The 14,497-nt window shown below is 73.1% G+C and carries 9 protein-coding genes; 8 read left to right on the plus strand and 1 reads right to left on the minus strand.

Annotation, left to right across the window (positions count from 1 at the left end):
• Positions 1–83: 83 nt before the first annotated feature.
• The 8 genes from OG811_RS30630 to OG811_RS30665 all read left to right on the plus strand — a co-directional run bounded on the left by OG811_RS30630 (position 84) and on the right by OG811_RS30665 (position 13,939).
• Positions 84–3,167 carry an amino acid adenylation domain-containing protein gene (locus OG811_RS30630; protein ID WP_406070712.1) on the plus strand — a complete coding sequence of 1,028 codons (3,084 nt, stop codon included), beginning with the start codon at positions 84–86 and terminating at the stop codon, positions 3,165–3,167.
• 1 nt (position 3,168) lies between these two features.
• Positions 3,169–4,236 carry a TauD/TfdA family dioxygenase gene (locus tag OG811_RS30635; protein ID WP_406070714.1) on the plus strand — a complete coding sequence of 356 codons (1,068 nt, stop codon included), beginning with the start codon at positions 3,169–3,171 and terminating at the stop codon, positions 4,234–4,236.
• A complete protein-coding gene (locus OG811_RS30640; protein ID WP_406070716.1) occupies positions 4,233–5,246 on the plus strand; it encodes a TauD/TfdA family dioxygenase in 1,014 nt (337 codons plus the stop codon). Before OG811_RS30635 ends, OG811_RS30640 begins: the two co-directional genes overlap by 4 nt.
• Positions 5,243–10,543, plus strand: coding sequence for an amino acid adenylation domain-containing protein (locus tag OG811_RS30645; RefSeq protein ID WP_406070718.1), 5,301 nt, complete (start codon positions 5,243–5,245; stop codon positions 10,541–10,543). Before OG811_RS30640 ends, OG811_RS30645 begins: the two co-directional genes overlap by 4 nt.
• Positions 10,540–11,718, plus strand: a complete 1,179-nt coding sequence (locus OG811_RS30650) for a trans-sulfuration enzyme family protein (protein WP_406070720.1) — start codon at positions 10,540–10,542, stop codon at positions 11,716–11,718. The genes OG811_RS30645 and OG811_RS30650 overlap by 4 nt, the downstream gene beginning before the upstream one ends.
• A 62-nt stretch (positions 11,719–11,780) precedes the next feature.
• Positions 11,781–11,933 (plus strand): hypothetical protein, encoded by a 153-nt coding sequence (locus OG811_RS30655; protein WP_406070722.1) that lies wholly within the window; start codon positions 11,781–11,783, stop codon positions 11,931–11,933.
• Positions 11,930–12,811 carry a 4,5-DOPA dioxygenase extradiol gene (ygiD, locus tag OG811_RS30660; protein ID WP_406070723.1) on the plus strand — a complete coding sequence of 294 codons (882 nt, stop codon included), beginning with the start codon at positions 11,930–11,932 and terminating at the stop codon, positions 12,809–12,811. Before OG811_RS30655 ends, ygiD begins: the two co-directional genes overlap by 4 nt.
• A 72-nt stretch (positions 12,812–12,883) precedes the next feature.
• Positions 12,884–13,939: a zinc-binding dehydrogenase gene (locus tag OG811_RS30665; RefSeq protein ID WP_406070725.1), complete on the plus strand. Its 1,056-nt coding sequence runs from the start codon at positions 12,884–12,886 to the stop codon at positions 13,937–13,939.
• A gap of 26 nt (positions 13,940–13,965) precedes the next feature.
• Here the strand turns inward: OG811_RS30665 and OG811_RS30670 are convergent, their stop codons facing one another.
• Positions 13,966–14,313: a hypothetical protein gene (locus tag OG811_RS30670; RefSeq protein ID WP_406070726.1), complete on the minus strand. Its 348-nt coding sequence runs from the start codon at positions 14,311–14,313 to the stop codon at positions 13,966–13,968.
• Between the last annotated feature and the right edge of the window lie 184 nt (positions 14,314–14,497).

Genomic DNA, 14,497 nt, shown 5'->3' on the forward strand with positions numbered 1-14,497 from the left:
CCGCCCGACCTGCCGCGCCGACCCGCCGAACCGGCGGCCGACGCGCCGCCGGTGGGTCCACCGAAGTGGATTGTCTGCACCGGATGGTTGCCGCACAGGCCGCCCGGACCCCGGAGGCCGAGGCGGTACGGCATGGCGACCGCGCGTGGTCGTACCGTGAGCTCGACGAGGCGGCCAACCGGCTGGCCCGGGTGCTGCTCACACGCGGAGTGACCCGGGAGGAACGCGTCGGCGTCTGCCTGCCGCGAACGCCCGAACTGGTGGTCGCCCTGCTGGCCGTGCTCAAGGCCGGTGCCTGTTACGTCCCGCTGGACCCGGCGTACCCGCCTGCCCGGGTTGCCTTCATGACCGTCGACTCCGGGGCGCGGCTGGTGCTGACCCACGCGGGCCTCGCCGACCGGTTCCCCGACCGGGCCGTCCCGATCGACCGACTGGACCTCGTCGGCGACGGCACCGACCCGGCGGTGCCGACGACGCCGACGGATCTGGCGTACGTCATCTACACCTCCGGCTCCACCGGGCAACCCAAGGGCGTGGCCATCGAACACCGCTCGGCGTCGGTGCTCCTGCACTGGACCCGGCAGACCTTCGACGACGCCGAACTCGGGGGCCTGCTCGCCGCCACCTCCGTCTGCTTCGACCTGTCCGTCTTCGAGATCTTCGGCCCGCTCTGCTGGGGCGGCCGGGTGCTGCTCGTCGACGACGTGCTGGCCCTCGCCGCCCCCGGCGCGGACCGGCTGCCCGTCACCCTGGTCAACACCGTGCCCTCCGCGATGGGGGAACTGCTCACCGCCGGTGCCCTGCCGGCGAGTGTGCGGACGGTCTGCCTGGCCGGCGAGCCGCTCACCGCCGCGCTGGCCGCCCGGGTGTGGGCGCGTCCGCACGTACGCCGGCTCTGCAACCTCTACGGCCCGTCCGAGGACACCACCTACTCCACCTGGGCGGAGGTGCCGCCGGACAGCGGGGACCCACCGATCGGTCGGCCGCTGCCGCAGACCCGGGCGTACGTTCTCGACCCCGACGGCCGGCCGGTCCGGCCGGGTGATCCGGGCGAGCTGCACCTGGCCGGGGCGGGCCTGGCCCGGGGCTATCTCAACCGTCCCGAGGAGACCCGGGCCCGGTTCCGGCCCGACCCGTTCCGCCCCGGCGAGCGGATGTACCGCACCGGCGACCGGGTCCGGCTGCGCCCGGACGGGCAGTTGACGTACCTGGGTCGACTCGACGACCAGGTGAAGCTGCGGGGCTACCGGATCGAGCTGGGTGAGGTCTCCGCCCGCCTCGCCGCCCTGCCCGGCGTACGCGAGGCGACCGCCGCCGTGCGGGACGGGCCGAGCGGGGATCCGCTGCTGGTCGGCTACCTGGTCGGCGAGCGGCGCGACGACGTCCGGGCCCGGCTGGCCGGGGTGCTGCCCGCGCCACTGGTCCCCGCGGCCGTGATCTGGCTGGACCGGCTGCCCACCCTGCCCAACGGCAAGGTAAACCGGTCGGCGCTGCCCTCCCCCACCCTCGGCGCGCACGCCGGGCCTGACGCCGGGGCGCTCGACGGGACGGTCGGCGCGGTGGCGGCGGTCTGGCGCGAGGTACTCGGCGTGCCGGTCACCGCCGCCGACAGCGACTTCCTCACCCTCGGCGGCGACTCTCTGCTCGCGGTCCGCTGCGCCATTCGGCTGGCCGCCGCGACCGGGCGGCCGGTCCGACCGGGAGACCTCTTCGCGCACCCGACCGTCGCCGCGTTGGCGGCGCACCTCGACGGGCTGACCGCCGAGCCGACGCCGGTCGGGGAGCCGGTCGGCCCGGCGCCGGCCGGCCCTGCTCCGCTCTTGGCCGCGCAGACCCGGCTGTGGTTCCTGCACCGGCTCGACCCGGCGGACACCTCCTATCTGCTGGCCTTCGCGGTGCGGTTCGACGCGCCGTTGGACCCCGACCGGCTGGCCCGGGCGCTGCGTCGGGTGGTCGACCGGCATCCGGCCCTGCGCACGGTGTTTCCGTCCGGGCCGGACGGACCGGTGCAGCATGTCCGCCCCACCACCGGACCGCCGCCGGTCGTCGCGCCGCCCGAACCGGGCACGCCGCTCGACGAGCGGCTCACCCGGCTCACCGCCGAGGCCACCCGGGCCCCCATGGACCTGGCCACCGGGCCGTTGCTCCGCGCCCACCTGGTGCCGGACGACACCGGCCCTGCGGTGGCGCTGCTGCTGGTCGTGCACCACATCGTCTGCGACGACTGGTCGTTCGGCCTGATCGTGCGGGAGCTGGCCCGGGCGTACGAGATTGAAGGGGACGGCGCGGCGGCGCCGGAGCCCTCGGCGGCCGGCCCGGCGGCGTTCGCCTTGGCCCAGCGGGACTGGCTGGCCGGGCCGGCGGGGCGGCGGGCGCTGGCCGACCTGCTCGACGAGCTGCGCGGCGCACCCGACCTGCTCGACCTGCCCGCCGCCCCACCGGACCGGCTCGACCACCGCGCGGCCGAGGCCGGGCCGGGCCGACCGCCGTCCACCGCACGGTCCGGTGCCGCGCTGCGGACCACCGTGGACCCCGCCACCGCCGACGCGGTACGCGAGCTGGCCCGGGCCGAACGGGTCAGCCTGCACATGGTCGGGCTGGCCGCCTTCGCGACCCTGCTCGGCGCGGCCACCGGCCGGCACGACCTGCTGATCGGTGTGGCCTTCGCCGGCCGGACCAGCGTCGCCGCCGAACAGAGCGTCGGCTGCCACGTCAACACCGTGCCGCTGCGGCTGCGCCCCGCACCTGAGCGCTGCTTCGCCGACCTGCTCGCCGAGGCCCGCCGGGTCACCCTGTTCGCCGCGGCCCACCAGGACGTTCCCTTCGACCTGCTGGTGGAACGGCTGCGGCCCACCCGCCGGCCGTACCGCACCCCGTTGGTGCAGGTCGCCTTCGGCGTGCAGAACGCCCCGCCGGCCCGGCACCGCTGCGCGGCCGGCGTCGAGTTCACCGGCGTGGAGCTGACCCCGGACACCGCCCGGCTCGACCTGACCCTCTGGCTCGACGAACGGCGGGACGGGCTGGCGGCGCTGTGGACGTACCGCACCGACCTGTTCGACCACGACGGGGTGGTCGCGTGGCACCGCCGGTTCACGGCGCTGCTGCGTACCGCCGCCGCCGACCCCCGGCGCAGTCTCGCCGACTGCGTCGACACCCTGGGAGCGTGAGATGACTGAGCAGACCCGGGTCGCGCGGACCATTCCCCGTCGCGGCCGTGAACGAAACCTGGTGGACGTCCGCCCCGACTGGCCCGGCGGCCCACTGCCGGCGCTGGTCCGGGCCACCATGCCCGACGTGGATCTGGCCGGCTGGCTGGCCGGGCACCGCGACGAGGTCGACGAGCTGGCCCGCCGGCACGGGGCCGTGCTGTTCCGAGGCTTCGCCGTGGCCGGTGCCGACGACTTCCGCACCGTGATGGCCGCGCTCTCCGACGACGTTCTCAGCTACGGCGAACGCTCCTCACCGCGCAGCCAGGTCACCGAGGGGGTGTACACGTCCACCGAGCACCCCGCCGACCAGCCGATCGTGCTGCACAACGAGCAGTCGTACACGGTGAACTGGCCGCTGCGCATCGTGTTCCACTGCGAGGTGGCGCCGGCCGCAGACGGGCGTACGCCCCTCGCGGACAGCCGCCGGGTGCTCGCCCGGCTCCGCCCGGAGACCGTTGCCGCATTCGAGCGGCGCGGGGTGCTCTACCGGCGCAACTACCTGCCCGGTATCAGCCTGACCTGGCAGACCGCGTTCCAGACCGAGCGACGCGAGAACGTCGAGGCGTACTGCGCCCGCGCGCTGGTCGACGTGGAGTGGATCGGTGACCGGCAGCTGCGGACCCGGCAGGTCCGCCCGGCGGTACGTCGCCACCCGGTCACCGGCGAGCGGACCTGGTTCAACCATGCGCTGTTCTTCCACGTCACCTCCCTGCCCGACGACGTCAGCGCCGGCCTACGGGCCGCCCTCGACGAGGAGGACCTGCCCTACCAGACCGCGTACGGCGACGGCACGCCCATCGAAGACGAGGTGCTGGCCGAGCTGCGGGCCGCGTACGCCGCCGAGACCCGATCCTTCGACTGGCAGCGCGGCGACGTGCTGCTGGTGGAGAACATGCTCACCGCACATGCCCGGGAGCCGTTCACCCCGCCCCGGCGGATCCTCACCGCGATGTCCGACCCGGTCGCCGCGCCCGAGCTGACCGAGGCGGTCCGATCCGGCGCGGTGCCACACGGGGACAGGGCATGAGCGGGCCGGCGCGTCGGCGCGGCACCGGCACGGTCAGCTCGCCGGTGTCCCGCCGGGTGCTCGTGGACGAGGAGTTCGTGCTGCTCGTCGAGGCCGCCGTGCCCGACCTCGACCTGGCCGAATGGCTCGCCGGCAGGCGCGCGGACCTGCTGCGGGATCTGGACCGCTACGGGGCGGTGTTCTTCCGCGGCTTCGAGGTGCGCACCCCCGACGACTTCAGCCAGGCCGCCCGGGCGGTCAGCCCGGACCTGCTCGGCTACCTGGAACGGGCCGCACCCCGGCACGAGGTCGCCGACCGGGTGTTCACCTCCACCGAGTTCAACGCCGAGCAGTGGATCCCGCTGCACCACGAAATGTCGTACTCGCACAACTGGCCCAGCTACCTCTACTTCTGGTGCGCGCAACCAGCCACCGGCAGCGGCGGGGCCACCCCGCTGACCAGCGAACGGGTCATCACCCCGCTGATCCCCGCCGACCTGCGGGAACGGTTTCTCCGCTCCGGGGTCTGCTACGTGCGCAACTACGGCCCGCACCTGGACCTGCCCTGGCAGGAGGCGTTCCAGACCACCGACCGGGCCGAGGTGGAGGCGTACTGCGCCGCGTCGGCGACCGAGTTCACCTGGCTCGGTGCCGACGGGCTACGGACCCGGGCCCGGCGGCAGGCGGTCGCCACGCACCCGCGTACCGGGGAGACGGTGTGGTTCAACCACGCCCACCTGTTCCACGTGTCGAACATGCCGGCGGAGGTGTCCGGCGCGCTGAGACGCGAGTACGGCCCGGAAGGGCTGCCCCGCAACGCGTACTTCGGCGACGGTGCACCGATCCCCGACGAGCTGGTCACCGGGCTCCGCGACCTGTATCGGGAACACGCGGTGTCGGTTCCCTGGCAGCGCGGCGACGTGCTGGTGGTGGACAACTTCCTGGCGACCCACGGTCGCGAACCCTTCAGCGGCGACCGGCAGATCCTGGTCGCCATGTCCGACCTCTACATCAACCGGAGCGTCCTGTGAACGGCTACCGTCTGTCCCCCGTCCAGCGACTCGCCTGGTCCGGGAAGCAGGATCTGGTCCGGGCGCGGGTGCGGCTCGACCGCCCGCTGGACCGGGCCCGGCTGCAGACCGCCCTGGACGCGGTGGTGGCCCGGCACGAAGCGCTGCGCCTGACCCTGGTGCACCACCCGGGCCTGCGGGTGCCGATGCAGGACGTCGACGACAGCCGCACCGTCACCCTCGGCGCGCAGGGCGAGCTGTCGGTCACCCTCACCGACGATGCCCTGGAGCTGACCGCCACACCGCTGATCGCCGACCCGGCCAGCCTGCGCCTGATCCTCGCCGACCTTGCCCGGGCGTACGCCGGCGAGGCTCTGCCGGAGGACCCGGAGGCACTGCAGTTCCTCGACGTCGCCGAGTGGCAGCTTGAGGAGCGTGAGCAGGCGCCGGCCGCCGGCACACCTACCGCGCCGGCCGCGCGGCTGGTCACCCCGCACGGGGGCGACCCGAGCACCGTGGTCTCCGCGACCGTGTCGGCCGCCGAGCTGACCGACGTGGCGCGGGCCGCCGGCGTCGAGCCGTCCACCGTGCTGCTGGCCGCGTGGGCGCTCGCGGTGTCCCGCCGGGCCGAGGGGCCGGAGGGCGCCGACGAGGTGGACCTGGTGCTGGCCCGGTGGAGCGACGGGCGCCAGGCCGCCGGGACGGCCGAGGTGGTGGGCCCGCTGGGCGGCTACGGCCCGCTCCGGTTGGCCCTGCCGCTGCCCGCCGCACCCGCCGAACTGCTGGCCCTCGTCCACGCCGCCGAGACCACCGCCGACGACACGTTCCACCTGGTCGACCCGGTGGACGAGCAGTCCGAGGCGGTCGCCGGCTTCGCGGCGCCGCCCACCGCCGCCCCGGCCACGGTGGCCGGACTCGCTGGCGTCGTCGTGGAGGTCGCCACCCCACCGGCAGCGGCCGGTCCGCAACTGACCGCACTGACCGACGGCGACCGGATCACCCTGGCCGTGGTCGGCGGCCAGTGGCTGCTCGACGCGGTGCTGGCGACCCTGCGGACCCTGCCCGCCGCGCTCACCACCGCCGCCGCGCCGGCCGTGCTCGGCGACGCCGAGGCCCGCTGGCTGGCCGACGCGGCGGGGGCGCCGTCGGAGACGCCGACGCGTACCCTCGTCGACCTTTTCGACGCGGGCCTCGCGGGAATGGACCAGCAGGCCGTGGCGGTGGTCGACGCGGACGGCGCGTACACGGTCGGTGAGCTGCGGGAGCGGGCCGCGCGGGTGGCCGGCGCGCTGGCCACGCGCGGCCGGTCGGGCACCCCGGTCGGGGTGCTGGCCGCCCGGTCGCGGGACACGGTCGTGGCGTTCCTCGGCGTGCTGCGCGCCGGGGCGATCTTCGTTCCGCTGGACCCGGAAGCCCCGGCGTCCCGGCTCGCCGCCCAGGCCCGCGCGGTCGGCGCGGAGATCGTCGTTGGCGATGGCGGCCCGGCGACCGTGACAGTCGACGACCTCGTCGCGGCCGGCGACCGACCGCCCGCCGCGGTGCCGGCTCCGAGCGACCCGGCGTACGTCATCTTCACCTCCGGCTCCACCGGCGAGCCCCGCCCGGTACAGGTGTCGCACGGTGCTGCCGCGCACCTGGCCGACGCCCTGGAGCGAGTCGTGTACGCGGACAGCCGCCCCGGCCTGCGCGTGGCGGTGAACGCCCCGCTCACCTTCGACGCCGCGGTGAAGCAGCTTGTGCAGCTCGGCCACAACCGCAGCCTCTATCTGGTGCCCGAACAGGCCCGCCGGGACGGGGCCGTGCTGGCCGCCACGCTGGCCGAACATGACGTCGACGTGCTCGACCTGACCCCCTCCCAACTGCGCATCCTGCTCGCCGGGGCGGGCGACACCCGGCTGCCCGGCCTGCTGCTGCTCGGCGGGGAGGCGATCGCGGCGGACCTGTGGGAGACGGTGGCGGCGCTGCCCGGCGTCCGCGCGGTCAACCTGTACGGCCCGACGGAGTGCACCGTGGACACGAGCGCCGCGCAGGTGCGTGCCGGGGACGCCCCGACCATCGGCCGGCCGCTGCCCGGCGTCGCCGTGTGGGTGCTCGACGAGCAGCTACGGCCGGTGCCCCCGGGCGTGGCCGGGGAGCTCTGCGTCAGCGGACCCCAGCTCGCCGACGGATACCGGGGCGACCCGGAGGCCACCGCGCGGCGGTTCGTGTCCGTGGCGCTGCCGTCCGGGCGCACCGAGCGGGTGTACCGCACCGGCGACCGGGTCCGCTTCGACGCCGACCGGCGGCTGCGCTACCTGGGCCGACTGGACGACCAGGTGAAGATCCGCGGATTCCGGGTGGAGCCCGGCGAGGTGGCCGCGGCCCTGCGCGAGCACCCGGAGGTCGCCGACGCCGCCGTGGTGGCCCGCGACGACGACGGACAGGGTGCTCGGCTCGTCGCCTACGTGCGGCCGGGCGGCCCGCCGGTCGACGTCGACCGCGTCGCGGGGGTCAACCCACACGAAACCCGCTACCTGTACGACGAGATCTTCGTCCAGCAGGTCTACCTGCGCGACGGGATCGTGCTGCGGCCCGGGGCCACCGTGCTCGACGTGGGCGCGAACATCGGCATGTTCTCGCTGTTCGTGCACTCGGTCTGCCCGGACGCGACGATCCACGCGTTCGAGCCGGTGCCGTCGGTGGCGGACGTGCTGCGCCGCAACGTCGCCGAGTTCGGCGTACCGGCCACCGTGCACGGGGTTGGGCTGTCCCGGGCGGCGCGGGACGTTTCCTTCACCTACTACCCGGGCTACTCGATGATGTCGGGCCACGCCGCGTACGCCGATCCGGACGCCGAGGTGGCGGTGATCAAACGGTTCCTCGCCAACGAGCGGGACGCCGGCGCGGACGCGCGCGACGTGCTGCTCGACCGGGTCGACGAACTGCTCGCGGACCGCTTCGCCGGTCGGGAGCTCACTGTGCCGGTCCGGCCGCTGTCGGCTGTCCTTGACGAGATCGCCCCGGCGCGGATCGACCTGCTGAAGATCGACGTGCAGCGCGCCGAGGCGGACGTGCTCGCCGGGCTGGAGGATCGACACTGGCCGCTGGTCGCTCAGGTCGCCATGGAGGTGCACGACGCGGCCGGCACCGACACCGAGGGCAGGCTGGCCGAGTTGGTCGCCCTCTTCGAGGCGCGGGGCTTCGACGTGGTGACCCGGCAGGACGACCTGCTGGCCGGCACCGACCGACACACCCTGCACGCCGTACGGCCCGAGTACGCGGCCGATCCGCGCCCCGCCGTGGTCGTCCCGGCCGGACCGGCGGCCGGGCCCCTCGACGAGCGGCTCACCGGCTGGCTCGCCGACCGGCTCCCAGCCCACCTGGTGCCGGCCGCGGTGGTGCTCCTCGACGAGCTGCCGCTGACTGTCAACGGCAAGCTCGACCGGGCGGCGCTGCCCGCGCCCCGCCTCGACCGGCCGCATGCCGGCACGGCGGTCGCGCCCGCGGACCGGGCCGAGGAGATCCTGGTCGAGGCGTGGCGGGAAGTTCTGGGAGCGGCGGCCGTCGGCGTGACCGACTCGTTCTTCGCGCTCGGCGGCGACTCCATCCGCAGCATTCAGATGCAGGTCGCGGCGAACAAGCGCGGGCTGTCCTTCCGGCTCGGCGACATCTTCACGTACCAGACGATCCGCGAGCTGGTCACGCACGGTCAGATCACCTTCGGCGCCACCGACGCGGTCGGCGCGACGGTGGCGGTGGAACCGGCCGGACGCTGCACGCTGGTGGCCGACGCCGACCGGGCACTGCTGCCCGCCGGGCTCGCCGACGCGTACCCGATGACCACCCTCCAGCAGGGCATGGTCTACCACTGTGAGCTGACCGGCGACCCGGCGATGTACCACAACGTCACCGCGCACCGGATCGCCGCGCCGCTGGACGAGCCCGCCCTGCGGCGCGCGCTGGCCGGTCTGGTGGCCGCCCACCCGGTCCTGCGGACCGGGTTCGCACTGGGCGCGTACTCCGAGCCGTTGCAACTCGTGCACGCCGACGTGCCGGTCGAGATGCCGGTGACGGACCTGGCCGGCGCCGACCCGCAGACCCGCCGGGCCCGGATCGACGAGCTCGTCGCGGCCGAACGGGTACGCCCCTTCGACTGGGCCCGTCCCCCGCTGCTGCGTCTGCACGCCGTCCGGGAGGACGCCGACGCCTTCACTCTGATCATCGCCGAGCACCACGCCATCCTCGACGGCTGGAGTCTGCACCTGTTCCGCACCGACCTGCTCGCCGCGTACGACCGGGAGCGGGCCGGCACGACGCACCAGGCCCGCCCCGGCCTGCCGTTTCGGGAGTACGTGGCCGCCGAGCGACGCGCTCGGGCCGAGGAGGCCACCCGCCGGTTCTGGCTGGACGGCCCGGGCGCGGCGCCGCCGCTGCTGCTCGGTGGGGCGGACCCACGGACCACCACCACCCAACAGGTGCCGCTGAGAGCGGGCACCACCGACGTGGTCACCGAGGCGGCGCGGGCCGCCGGGGTGCCAGTCAAGTCCTGGCTGCTCGCCATCCACCTGCGAATGGTCGGCGAGCTCGCCGGTCGGGACGACGTGATCAGCGGACTGGTGGTCGGCGGCCGGCCAGAGGGAGAGGGCAGCGACGCCACCCTCGGGCTGTTTCTCAACACCCTGCCGGTCAGCGTGAAGCTGGGCACCCGCTCGCCGGCCGAGCTGGCGGCCGAGGTGTGGCGGGTCGAACGGGACATGATGGGGCACCATCGCTTCCCGCTCGCTGAGATCGTCCGCGCCGGAGGGGCCGGGCCGCGCTTCGACCACTTCTTCAACTGGACCCACTTCCCGAACGGACCGGCCGGCGGCGGAACCCGCATCGTGGACAGTCGGGGCGTCACCGTAGACGTGGCGTTCAGCCTCGCCGTCGACGCCGAACTGGACCCGGACAGCGGCCGCCTGGCCCTCACCCTCCAGTACGACCACCGCAACGTCACCGCGGACCGGGTGGACACCTTCGCCGACGGCTTCCGCCGGCTGCTCGCGGCCGACCCGGACGCGCCGCTGCCCGCCGTATCCACCGGCGGACAGGCGGCCGACGGCGACGCGCGGGCGCGGTGGGCGACCCGGGTGGCGGCGGCCTGGCAGGAGGTGCTCGGGGTCGCACCGGGTGATCCGGCGACCGGCTGGTCGGCCGCCGGCGGGGACTCGCTGCGCGCGTTGCGCCTGGTCACCGTGCTGCGGCAGCGCCACGGCAGCGACCTCACGCTGCCCGAGTTCGTGACGCTGGGCAGTTACGGTAGCCTGGTGGACCGAATGGTCCAAAAGGAGCGACAGTGACCGGTTTCAGCACCAGCGCCGTGCACGCCGACGACGGACTGATCCCCGGTGGAGCGGTGGCGCCGCCGATCATGCAGAGCGTGACCTTCAGCGCCGAATCCGACGAGCAGTTCACCGCGATCGCCACCGAGACGCGGGGCAGTGGCTTCTACACGCGCTACGGCAACCCGAACCACGCCCAGGTGGCAGCCGTCGTCGCCGAGCTGGAAGGCGCGGAGACGGGCCTGGTCACCGCCTCCGGGATGGGCGCGATCAGCACCGTCGCACTGGCCCTGCTCTCCGCCGGCGACCACGTGGTGGTGCAGCGCAGCACGTACGGTGGCACCACCTCGCTCGCCACCGGACTGCTGCCACGGTTCGGGGTGTCGTACACCCAGGTCGACCAGACCGACACCGTGGCGTTCGAACGGGCGTTCCAGCCGCGGACCCGCCTCGTGCTGGTGGAGACGCCGAGCAATCCGCTGCTGGAGCTGACCGACCTGACAGCCGTGGTGGAGCTGGCCCATGCGGCCGGCGCGCTGGTGGTGGTCGACAACACCTTCGCCACGCCGATCAACCAGCGTCCGATGGCTGCCGGGGCGGACCTGGTCTGGCACAGCGGCACCAAGTTCCTCGGCGGTCACTCCGACGTGTCGGCCGGGGTGGTCGTCGGCTCCGCCGAGCTGGTCGAGCGGGTGTGGCAGACGGCCATCGTCACCGGCAGCACCCTCGGCCCGGTGGACGCGTGGCTGCTGCTGCGCGGCATCCGTACGCTGCCGCTTCGGGTCGAGCGGCACAACGCCAACGCCCTCGCCCTGGCCCGCGCCCTGGAGGAGCACCCGGCGGTGGCCCGGGTCCGCTACCCGGGGCTGCCGTCGCACCCGCAGCACGCGCTGGCGGGCCGACAGATGACCGGCTTCGGCGGGGTGTTCAGCGTCGACCTGAGGGCGGGCCGGGCGGGTGCCGCCGCGCTGCTGACCGGGCTGCGGCTGGCCACACGAGCGGCCAGCCTGGGCAGCGTCAGCACGCTGGTGGTGCACCCCCGGTCGATGTGGGCGGGCATCGTGGACGCCGAGCAGTTGGCCGCCACCGGCATAGGGGACGGGCTGGTGCGCGTCTCCACCGGCATCGAGGACACCGCCGACCTGGTGGACGACTTTCTCGCGGCGGCGGACAGGGCGACCGCGGTGGGGTAGCCCGGTGGAGTGGCCGTCCCGCCTCGAAACGGGTGCCGTCGGGCAACCAGGCCACGGATTCGATGCCGAGCACCGACCTCACCTACGACGGGGCCCTCGACGAGGTCGTCGCCGATCCGGAGTTCGCTGTCGACCGGCCGTCAGGGGTCTACTCTGAAGATCTACCGACACTTCAGGTGACGCTCCGACGGCAACTCGGGAAGGGCCCGACGTGAACGCAGACACCCCCGACGGCTCAGCTGCACTGATGCCCGCCGCGTTCATCGGCCATGGCAACCCCATGAACGCTCTCGAGGTCAACCGATACACCACCTCGTGGAAGGCCTTCGGCGCCGCGGTGCCTCGGCCCCGTGTCATCCTGGTCATCAGCGCGCATTGGTACACCAACGCCACCGCCGTCACCGCGATGCCCCGGCCGCGGACCATCCACGACTTCTACGGCTTCCCACAGGCGTTGTTCGAGGTGCAGTACCCCGCGCCGGGGCTGCCCGAGCTGGTTACGGAGATCAGCGACGCAGTTCACCCGACCTGGGTCGGTACCGACCTCGACAGCTGGGGCATTGACCACGGCACCTGGTCTGTCTTGACGCACGCTTTCCCTGACGCCTCGGTCCCGGTCGTACAGCTCAGCATCAACGCCGACAAGCCCTTGGACTACCATTTCCAGCTCGGCGCCAAACTCGCTCCACTGAGACAGCGCGGAGTGCTCATCATCGCCAGCGGCAACGTCGTGCACAACCTACGCGGCATGGACTGGAAGCTGACCGACGACGGCTACGACTGGGCCCAGCGCTTCGACGAGGACGCCAAAACCCGCATGTTGACCAATCCGGGCGAGTTCGCGACGCTCGACGCCCACCGCGACTTCCGCCACGCGGTGCCGACACCGGATCACTTCATTCCCGCGCTCTACCTCGCCGGTCTGGCCGCGACCGCCGACGCACCGGACACCGACGTCCTCGTGCACGGCTACGCCTACGGATCGTTGTCGATGACGGCCTACACGCTCGGGCTTCCCTGCCCCGACGCAGCTGGCGAAGGCGGATCCCCACAGCCGCCCGACGATCTGCCGCCCGACGGCTCGAACATCTAGGGTTGTGCGCGACCTGACGGCAAGCACCTACTCGGCGCCGCGCCCGCGATCATGCTGTCAGAAGGAGCCTCCATGGTGACCACCGATCGTTATCTTGCAGTCGCCGGTCCACGCGAGCTTCGCGAGGGTGCCGTCACCACCACTGGGCCGCGCCCCGGCCACGTCTTGGTGGACATCACCTACACCGGCATCTGCGGCACGGATGTCCACGGCTACACCGATGGCCACATGCTGCCACCGGCGGTGTTCGGCCACGAATGGACCGGCTCTATCTCAGCCGTGGGTGACGGGGTGCAGGGGCTGCGGGTCGGCCAGCGGGTGGTGGGCGGCGTGGGGCCGGCGTGCGGCCACTGCCTCCAGTGCGTCGCCGGCCACACCAGCAACTGCGACACGGTTTTCGCCGAGGCCAACGGGGTCGACGCCGACGCGCCGGCGTACGGAGCCTTTGCCACCCAGGTACAGGTCTCGGTGCGGCGGGTGATCCCGGTCCCGGAGGGCCTCTCGGATGTGGAGGCAGCGCTCGTGGAGCCGACCGCGGTCACCTTCCACGCGGTGCGGCGTGTGGCGGCGGAGTACGGCGTGACCACTGTCGTCCAAGGTGCCGGCCCGATCGGTCTGCTGACCGCCCAGAACGCGCGCAATGCTGGAGCCGGGCCGATGATCATCTCTGAGCCCTCACCGGCCCGGCGTGCGCTGGCCGCCAGGCTCGGCTTCACCCAGGTGGTCGAGCCCGCGGAGCTCTGGCCCGCGCTGGACGACCTCACGCGAGGCATGGGTGCCGACGTGGTCTATGAGTGCACGGGCGTTCCCTCGCTGTTCCAGCCGTCGGCGGAACTGGTACGGCGGGGCGGCACGCTCGCGTTGCTCGGCTATCCGTTGGAAAACTCGAGCGTCAGCTACGGCGACTGGCAGAGCCGCGAGCTGACGGTGATTGGCTCCCTCGCCTACCACCACGAGGACTTCGTCGGCGCCATGCGTGCCATCGCCGCGGGTCGCGTCGACGTGGCACCACTACACACGGGCACCTTCGGTCTGTCGTCGCTGAGGGACGTCCTTGAGGAACTCGACACGGGCAAGAGCGAACACGCCAAGGTGCTGATCGATCCGAAGCAGAAGGGCCAGAACTGACCTGGCCGTCTACGACGACGATCCGGCTACATCCAGATGTATTCCTCAGCGATGGCGCCGTCGCGCCATTTCGCTACTGTCACCATCCGGCTGCCGTCTTCGAACTCGCCCACCACGCAGGTCCACTCTCCCGACCCGAAACCGATGGGGTGCGACTTGATCTGGACCGGCCTGCCCCCGGTGCTCTCGGCGAACGCCTCCATGGCGTCGATGTGCTCCTGGGCGCCGTGAGTCTGCGGTTGCCCTTTCAAGTCCACGAGCACATCATCCGTGTGGTAGCGAGCGAACACTCCGTTCCAGTCCGCCGGGTTCCACCCCTTGAAGTCGAGTTCGTCCATGCTCTTCAGGTTACGGGTGACCTGGTCGTCGCTCATGACACGATTCCCTTTCAAGGCCCATCGGCGGTACGTCCCAGAGCAAGCCTATGGAAACTTACGAGAGCTGTTCAGGCGAATCGTGAGGGAGCATGGAACAAGTTGGTGTTTCCAGCCTGACCCGCGACGCCACGGTTCTTCAGCTCGGCGAGCACGCTCAGCCAGCCAGAACCGCACAGGTCGC

Source organism: Micromonospora sp. NBC_01638 (genome assembly GCF_045209745.1).
Taxonomy (GTDB): Bacteria; Actinomycetota; Actinomycetes; order Mycobacteriales; family Micromonosporaceae; genus Micromonospora.

Coding starts and splice junctions, on each gene's coding strand:
- OG811_RS30635 (WP_406070714.1), top strand. CDS start 3,169: ATGACTGAGCAGACCCGGGTCGCGCGGACCATTCCCCGTCGCGGCCGT.
- OG811_RS30670 (WP_406070726.1), bottom strand. CDS start 14,313: ATGAGCGACGACCAGGTCACCCGTAACCTGAAGAGCATGGACGAACTC.
- OG811_RS30655 (WP_406070722.1), top strand. CDS start 11,781: ATGCCGAGCACCGACCTCACCTACGACGGGGCCCTCGACGAGGTCGTC.
- OG811_RS30665 (WP_406070725.1), top strand. CDS start 12,884: ATGGTGACCACCGATCGTTATCTTGCAGTCGCCGGTCCACGCGAGCTT.
- OG811_RS30640 (WP_406070716.1), top strand. CDS start 4,233: ATGAGCGGGCCGGCGCGTCGGCGCGGCACCGGCACGGTCAGCTCGCCG.
- OG811_RS30630 (WP_406070712.1), top strand. CDS start 84: ATGGTTGCCGCACAGGCCGCCCGGACCCCGGAGGCCGAGGCGGTACGG.